At 43.4% G+C, this 6463-nt stretch carries 3 protein-coding genes; all 3 read left to right on the forward strand.

What is annotated here, in order from left to right; translation table 11 throughout:
* Nucleotides 1-368: 368 nt before the first annotated feature.
* A complete protein-coding gene (locus CDG79_RS38180; RefSeq protein WP_199349608.1) occupies nt 369-563 on the forward strand; it encodes a ribbon-helix-helix domain-containing protein in 195 nt (64 codons plus the stop codon).
* A 194-nt stretch (nt 564-757) separates the two neighbouring features.
* A complete protein-coding gene (locus CDG79_RS38185; protein ID WP_094346720.1) occupies nt 758-2443 on the forward strand; it encodes a helix-turn-helix domain-containing protein in 1686 nt (561 codons plus the stop codon).
* Between the two features lie 472 nt (nt 2444-2915).
* Nucleotides 2916-6452 (forward strand): PriCT-2 domain-containing protein, encoded by a 3537-nt coding sequence (locus CDG79_RS38195; RefSeq protein ID WP_094346722.1) that lies wholly within the window; start codon nt 2916-2918, stop codon nt 6450-6452.
* Nucleotides 6453-6463 lie beyond the last annotated feature (11 nt).

Here is a 6463-nt window from a genome sequence, read left to right on the forward strand (position 1 = left end):
GAAAACATCACGTTAATTAGCTCTGTTAAACTTGCTAATTTGGTAGTTTTCAAAAGATGTTCGCCCATTTCCAACGCCGCGCCCCTAATCACAACTCGCGCTTGAACCATATTTTGGAGTCCTTAAGTAAGACATTTGCAGACATAACTGTGAGCATGGTTGCAATCAGATGCCCATGCCAAAAAACAAGATTGGACGCAATTGGGTTTTTTTTGGTCTTCTAAAAAATTTGCAGACTTTTTGCGTCTTGTCTATTACAATATCACATATTAGCTACAAATTAGAGCAGATTTTTGTATTGAATGAGAAAACTTGCACTAATTAGCTAGAAATAAGTCCTAAAAAAGTACGATAGAAGGCAAATGTATATGTTAGATGCAGTGAGTAAAAGAGTTCACGTAACTTTACCTGATAAGGTTTTTGACGCATTAGAGCGATGGGCTGATGACCAAGGTCGTCCCGTTGCCAACCTTGTAGCGTACCTAGTTGAAAAAGCTATAGAAGAAGCTGAGACACAAGGGAGGATTCCGTCATCATCCAGCAACGACAAGAAGGACAAATGAATACAAACAGTAATTCTGCCATCCCTGCCATTAATAAAGCGATCGCCTTGAAATAGCTGACACACTTAATTGGCAGAGAAAACTTTTCCTTGCTGGCGTTAGATGGCGGCTAGCTTATACACGAACCGATGAAATCCGCCTGCTGTTGCCCATGCAGTCCTAGAAGATAAATTCCATTCGACTAGAGTTATCTTATGGCAGCGAATGATTTAAATCCGCAACTTCCATTAATAGTAAATCTCAACTTGATTAATCAAGAAGGTCAGGAAAACATTGACCTCAGTAAATTAATCATAGAAATTGATTCAACTCTATTTCCTAACCAGGAACAATTTCTAAAAGCTTTACGCAGTCATTTGTTACAGTCTTTCAAAGAAATTCCTGTAACAACTTCCATCAATCTGAGACAAATAGAAAACAATTCTTTTGAAAATGCCGAAGATGAATTATATCCTCCGGTTCCAAAATCTAAAACGGAGAAAAGTCAAAATAGTATTCAGGAAAACGAAAGTTATTTTGAAACTCGAGCTAATTCCATCCCAAATACTTCAATCACAGTTAGACAATCAAAATTATTTAAGTCCCAAGACTTTGAAGCTATTCCAACAGCAGCACTTATGTTTTCCAGTATTGACTCTCAAATCAAAAAAGAATTGTGGAAACAGAATGAAGATGGCATAGCCTACTTACAACATAGAGCTAAGGGCGATTCTCAAAACTTCATTGAGCATTATATTGCCAACCCCGGTGATATTTCCATGCTCCCTTGGGATGAAGCACTACAAATCATTGATAAATTTGGGTTTAACAGCGCCAAACTGCACTTAATCTTTGCTGCCTATGCAATGAAACAGGAAAGACCGTGGGAAAGCTTATTTATTCTCAATGCCAGCGACTTGATAAAAGATATGGGTTGGGATCAGCGAACAGATTTACCCAAACATAAAAAACTCTCAGAAATAGCCAAAACTGCGTTTGCATTAGATTGTTTATTAGTTAAAGCAGTATGGATAGAAGGTAGGAACAAAAAAGGTGGAATAAATGCTAGTACCCCTGTAGGTCGAATGTGGAACATTACAGTTGTGCCCTATGGTCAGATAAATTTACAAGGGAAAATAGAAGAGCCTAATGAAGTTCAGTTAATTATTCAACCTGGTGCTTGGACTCAACATTTTTTGAACCGAGCAGGAGCAAAATCAAGGGACGCTTTATATCAGTTTGGCTACTTAGCCCAACAAGTTTTGAAAATTGATCCCTACCATGATGAACTCGCACTAAGGCTGGCTATATATCTAACATTAGATAGTCGAATTCGCCTTGATGGAAATTACAAACTACAGGAGCTATTAGAAATTGCATTCGCCAAGCCGATTATAGATAAAGCTCGATTAGATCGCCGCCGAGCCTATGACTTAAAACAGCACTGGGATAGTGCCATAAAGCTACTACTAAAACTGGGCTGGCAGATTGCATTTGACCCCGAAACTTACCCCGAAGAGCTAAGACCAGACTCCAAGCATAAGAAACCTAAAGGCTACCTTGATAAGCTGTTGGATGCAAAACTCACCATCAAACCCCCAACCCCTATCCCGGAACTTATAGCATCCAAGGCAAAACTCACGGTTGAACGATCGCAATTGAAAGTTAAACCCAAAGTAGAACACTTACAGCCCAAAGCCCAGCCCACACAGGAACAACACATCAGCTTGACTAGCAGTCAAGTTAAAGAAGCACGTATTGCTAAAGGCTGGTCGCAAGCGAAACTGGCTGGTTTTCTCGGCGTATCTCAAAACCTTATTTCCCTGATTGAACGGGGTGAGCGCACCTTCAATCCACAGCTAACCACCCAGATCCAAACGCTTCTAGATATCCAAGACTAAGTATTATTACTCTAGATTTCCCAACTACGAGTTGATGATCGGCTGTGGTTGGCTGGTTTTCTGTTGCAGTCTTGTTTTAAAAAAAATAATTCAAAAAATTGGCTTTAAAGCTTTGCCCTGTAAGGCTTTGGTTCTTAAAACAAAGGCTCTAGAATCCCCGGACAAAAACTCTAGAATCCCCGGACAAAAACTCTAGAATCCCCGGACAATCCATTTTTGAAATCCTTGCTGCATAAGGGTTGTAGCCTCTTAAAACAGCCCTGATTAATTAGATTAATTAGATCAGTTTTGCCTAGTGGTTTTGCCCAATCTGGCATTATTTCTTGATGTCCAAAAATGTCAAAAACTTTTTTGGCTACTGAAAACCTTAAGCTGCCGTCAAACCAAAATCCCACAATAAGCACCCTGGCGTGTACCAACAGAGGGGGTAATGGCTGATAAGCGGCGGTTTCCTAGAAGGAGTAACTAATAAATGACAAACCCCGTAGTTGAGAACAGAAGAACGGCGCTATCAGGGAAAAAATTTATTTACGATAGCGCGTTTTTACCCCTAGTCATACCTGGTAATAAAATCAAGTTTGCGTTTAACGCCACTGGCACAAACAAAAGCTGGGACTTTAAAAAGCTGGCCGCTAACTTCATTGATGTAGAAGGCACTCTAGCCGATGTCCAGCACCACATTAAAGCAGGTCACGCCATCTGTGCCGGATTGTTAGGCGGGAAATGGCGCAGTAAGGCCAATGTCATCGGTTCTCAGTGGCTACTAATTGACATCGATAATTCCGATATCGCCCGTGATGCTTATGACAAGCCAATCAAGGACGAGAATGGGAATTCCATCAAGGTTTACGATCCGCAACTAACCATTGAGGAAGCCCTAGCCCATTCCTTCATTCAAAAGCACTGCGCTTTAATGTACACCACTGCCAGTCATAAACCAGACTGGCATAAATTCCGGTTGGTTTTCCTTCTCCCCGAATATGTTCAGGGTGCTGATACTGTAGAAGCTTGTACACGCTTCCTCATGCAGCAGTTACCGCATGATCCAGCTTGTAAAGACGCTTCCCGTGTATTCTACGGCAGCACAGAAGCCGAATTCCCGCTAGTCAACCCTGAAGCCACTTTACCAGCAGAATGGATAAGTGAAGCGATCGCGATCGCGCAACAGGAGCGTATTGAGTATCAGCTAAGAATTCAGGAAATTGAGTCACGGCGTAAAGAGTGGCGTGAGATTTCCCTCGCTGAAGGCTGGGATATTGACCAGCTAATCCAGAACGCGCTTTCATTCATTCCACCACGTACCCCAGGAAGCGGTAACTACGACGAATGCCGTCAGGTGTTGATGGCGCTGGTTAATCATTATGGGGCATCTGAGGCGGAAATCATCGCCGAACAGTGGTCGCCCAGTATCAAAGGCTCAACTTGGAACATCCACGCTAAGATTCGCAGTTTTCGCCGTGGGGGAATTACGATCGGAACACTGTTTCACATTGCCAAACAGTATGGCTTTCGCTTCCCGCAACGGCAGTATGAATACAACGAACGCGACAAAGGAATAATTAGCCGTGAACAGTGGGAACTAGGGCGAGTCAAAGAGGACTTGAGCAGCTTCCAAAATTTATTAAAGCAAGCGATCGCTCCATTTGCTTCAATATTTAAAGGATTTAAAGCCCCACCACAACCATTGCCCTTACCCGAAATTGACACGCCTTCACCCAATGTAATTATTTACAAGCCCGGCAATATCCCGTACATAACTGAAGTTACAGGCAATATCTCTATCTCCTGCCAGCCAGAAGAACATATTACCGCTTGGGTGGAAGCTGTTTCTAAGGGCTGGACACAAATCTTAGATAATTCTCACCCTGGACTGGGCAAGTCTTACAACGCGGGGCAACTGACAGCGACCTTATTCGGCGTTGATAAACTAATTTACCAGGATGCCAACCATAGAAACCCATCCACACTGCCCATTGAGACGAATTTTGTTGACTTACCAGTGCGTCACAACGGCTTTAAACTAGATCCCACCCGCAAAACTCCTACAGGTGAGGATTTTAAACTGTGGACTAAAGCGGGTGAAACTGCCGACACTGACGGCAATTGTCACAGGGCTTACTTATTTAATGCCTTCCGCAACAAGAATTTTAGCAGCCTTGATTTTGAAGAGAGCGGTATTAGTCCCATCTGTGGCGGTTGTTCCCTTAAGAATCAGTGCCGTTTCGCTAGTGGTGATGGTTTTGGCTTCCGCTTTCAAAAACGCACAGCAATTCAAAATTATTCTGAACTCAGAGCGCACCCAGACTCTACACCAGTCACCTTAACTAACGCTGCTGACCAAACTTTCACCGTTGGGCGGTTATGGGAAGAAGCAGGCACACTCATCAAGCCCGTGCGTAATGTTGATGTGAACCTTGGCGATTTTGAAACCACTGTGGGCAAGCTGCTACTGTTAGAACCAAATCTTCTATCACAGCTGCAACCTGCACTCTTAGTTTTACACCAACTGTTGACTCAGCAAATTAAACCCACTGACCGCTACGGCTTTGATGATGCCAGCATCCGTGCGCTGCTGCCCCCTTTCCCCACAGGCTTAGATATCGAAGCGATTCAGCAAACTGTAGAACCTGATTTGACTTTCTTAGAAGACTTGGACTCTATTGATGTTACCCAAGATAAACAACTCAAAAAAAGTTCTGCGGCTCGTTATGCTGCCAAAAAGGTAGTTAAAGACAGCGCACGAACGGCAGGTAGGGAGTTTCTTGACTTGCCTAATTACTGGTTGCCTGACTTTCTCGAAGCTTGGAAAGGTGATGGTAGTTTCCAATCTCAATGGGGTGTACTCAGCATTTACCGCCGAAACCCCAAGCATACTGAATTGGCTAATTCTGCCAAATTTAATATTTATCTTGATGCCACTTTCAAATCCCAGCAATTGAAATTGAAACTGGGCATCAATGATCCTGTGTTAACCATTGAGCAACAACGCCCTGACTACGACAATTTAAAAGTCGTCAACGTTACTGGGCTGGGTAAACTGCCCAAAAATCGCTCCCTTCCACTAAGCGCTCGTGTTAACGCCCTCAAAGAAACCTTGAAAAAACTCTGCCCCAACCTTGGCATTATCGATTGGAAACAGATTGCAACCCAAGCCGAGGGGCGCACAGAATACGGTCACTTTGTCGATGGGCGTGGTGTTAACAGGTTTAGTGATGTTTCTGCGATCGCAAGTTTTGGCATTCCCTACCAAAACATCGGTGTTTTAGCAGCACAATATCAGGTGATGACTGGTTCACCAGTCAACCTGGAAGATAAAAACAGCACTTTCCAAAAGTATCTCACTGAACTGATCAATGCAGAAATTATACAAGAGATTGGGCGATTACGTTCACACCGTCGCCCCAATGTGGAGCTAACATTCTACTTCTGCGCTGACTATGACCTCAATTTCCTTTTAAATGAATTACCAAGAGTGAAATTAGAAAGCGTTGATGCTTTCCAACTCTGCCCCGAAGCGGGTAAAGCCAGTGAGCAGACAGGACACGCCATTGTCAACGCATTAACGCAGCTTTGGCAGTCAAAACAGAAAATTGACCAAAAGGCGATCGCCAACATTGCTGAAATCTCCCAAGCTTGGGTGAGCCGATTTACCCAGAGATGGGGGGGCTGGCAGCACTTTAAAAAATTATTACTCCTGCTATTAGATAGTCTTAATAGCGGTAGTAATAAAAATTTGGCTGACTTAGACGAGGATGAAACGTGGTTAGCCCGTAAATACTTCCCGATGTTGATTGCTGAATCAGAATCATCACTCCCAACTTCCCTAGACGGGGTGGCGGAAGTTACCGAAGTTCTTGGTAGTACGGCGATGCGGCGAGTTTTACACTCATGTTGCCCGGCTGTTAGGGCTTCACTGCTGATGATTGTACTGAGTTGTCTGCCCACCGAAGTTTACTCAAATGAGTCCATTCTAAGAGCCGTTGCCCGGTGCAACACATCTGTAACTTGACAGTGACGTTA

The sequence above is a fragment of the Nostoc sp. 'Peltigera membranacea cyanobiont' 232 genome (assembly GCF_002245985.1).
In the GTDB taxonomy this organism is placed as follows: Bacteria; Cyanobacteriota; Cyanobacteriia; order Cyanobacteriales; family Nostocaceae; genus Nostoc.

Excerpts from the sequence above, each read along its gene's own strand:
- CDG79_RS38185 (WP_094346720.1), top strand. The coding sequence starts at position 758 with ATGGCAGCGAATGATTTAAATCCGCAACTTCCATTAATAGTAAATCTC.
- CDG79_RS38195 (WP_094346722.1), top strand. The coding sequence starts at position 2,916 with ATGACAAACCCCGTAGTTGAGAACAGAAGAACGGCGCTATCAGGGAAA.
- CDG79_RS38180 (WP_199349608.1), top strand. The coding sequence starts at position 369 with ATGTTAGATGCAGTGAGTAAAAGAGTTCACGTAACTTTACCTGATAAG.